This window comes from Metasolibacillus meyeri, from assembly GCF_003049505.1.
Classification (GTDB): domain Bacteria; phylum Bacillota; class Bacilli; order Bacillales_A; family Planococcaceae; genus Metasolibacillus; species Metasolibacillus meyeri.
In genome coordinates this window covers 1-1,584 of record NZ_PYWN01000251.1, presented here as the reverse complement: position 1 = coordinate 1,584, position 1,584 = coordinate 1, and the positions used below count along the sequence as shown (strand labels likewise).

Below are 1,584 nucleotides of genomic sequence, written 5' to 3'. Positions count from 1 at the left end.
GTGCGAAAGTGGTTGCCTTGCGGGCGAATTTCACTTTTTAACGGGCGAAAATGGTCAGTTTGCGGGCGAATTCACCTACCTTACGGGCGAATCATTACTTTTGAACTATGCATTTTAAAACAAGGGACTAATAATTTTTTCTTTTAATGAATAAACAAAAAATACCCAACAAGCCCTAGTTTATCTAGTCACTCATTGAGTATTTTCTGTTGCTAAATTTTGTGTTTGGACATATTGAAATTTATTCCAATATCCAAACCTTTGCTACGCTTACTCCTGAATAGCCGCCTCTAATGCAACAACAATCATATCATTGAAAGTCGTTTGGCGTTCTTCTGCTGATGTCACTTCGCCTGTCAAAATATGGTCGGAAACTGTTAAGATGGCTAGTGCTTGGCGGCCGTATTTTGCAGCTAATGTGTAAAGTGCAGCTGCTTCCATTTCCACAGCTAGTACGCCGTAGCGTGCTAATTTTTCGTTTTGGTTTTCTTCTGAGTAGAACATGTCCGCTGTCATAACATTTCCTACTTGCAAGCTTAAGCCTGCTTCTTTACCAGCGTTGTATGCTTTTAATAATAAATCGAAGTTGGCGATTGGCGCATAGTCAATGCCGTTGAAAATGATTTCGTTCATTTTAGAATCTGTTGTTGCAGCTTGTGCTAAAATCACGTCGCGTACTTTTACATCTTGTTGGATTGCACCACATGTACCTACGCGAATTAATTTTTGTACGCCATACTCTGCCATTAGCTCATTCACATAAATGGAAATCGATGGTACACCCATACCTGTCCCTTGAATAGATACGCGCTTACCTTTATACGTACCTGTGAAGCCAAACATATTGCGCACTTCGTTATAGCATGTTACATCTTCCAAAAATGTCTCTGCGATATACTTTGCACGTAAAGGGTCCCCTGGAAGTAATACGATGTCAGCAATTTCACCTTGTTTTGCATTAATATGAATACTCATTATTTTCTCCCTCGTTTCATCATTAGTCACTTCATATCATACTTGTTTTCAGCTTTTTCCGCAAGGTTAGACGTCTTGCTTTTGATTCCTATTTAAAAATCTTTTCTGAATACATAACAGTAGTCATTTTTGTTGTGAAAGCGGAGCGACAGGTGCAGGCTATATGACTCCCTACATATTAATGAAGAAAGTGATAATAGCCTATAAATCGCTTGTATGACCAACATCTTGTGGACCCCAATTTATTTTTGATAGGCTGGACAGCTCTTAGCCTGTGTTCTTCCATGTTGAAGCTATGCTCTCTTTATTCACCGTATTTCTCTACATATAAAGACCATAGTTCATCAAATGTTGAAGCCGCCAAAATATCGTCTCCTTGCATCTCGATATATTGTGATAGCTCTTCAAACGATGTCGACATTTTAGGAAAGCTTGTGTCGCGAAAACAAGCTTCTGCAAACTGTATTTTCGCATCATTTGCCGCGCCACCTCGGTATGTTAAAATATAAGAATAGAATGACTTTTTCAAAAATTTCTCCCCTTTTTATTAAAATATACTTCACAAAGTGCTTATATATAGGTACACTTATATAAATAATGAATAATTTA

The 1,584-nt window shown here is 38.0% G+C and carries 2 protein-coding genes; both read right to left on the bottom strand.

The annotated features are described in order from the left end of the window. Positions 1 to 270 precede the first annotated feature (270 nt). The gene (gene deoD / locus C9J34_RS21455) at positions 271 to 975 is read right to left on the bottom strand and encodes a purine-nucleoside phosphorylase (RefSeq protein WP_107842189.1); all 705 of its coding nucleotides are present in this window, start codon (positions 973 to 975) and stop codon (positions 271 to 273) included. Positions 976 to 1,279: 304 nt separating this feature from the next. Beyond that, positions 1,280 to 1,504 carry a YozE family protein gene (locus C9J34_RS21450; protein WP_107842188.1) on the bottom strand — a complete coding sequence of 75 codons (225 nt, stop codon included), beginning with the start codon at positions 1,502 to 1,504 and terminating at the stop codon, positions 1,280 to 1,282. Positions 1,505 to 1,584 lie beyond the last annotated feature (80 nt).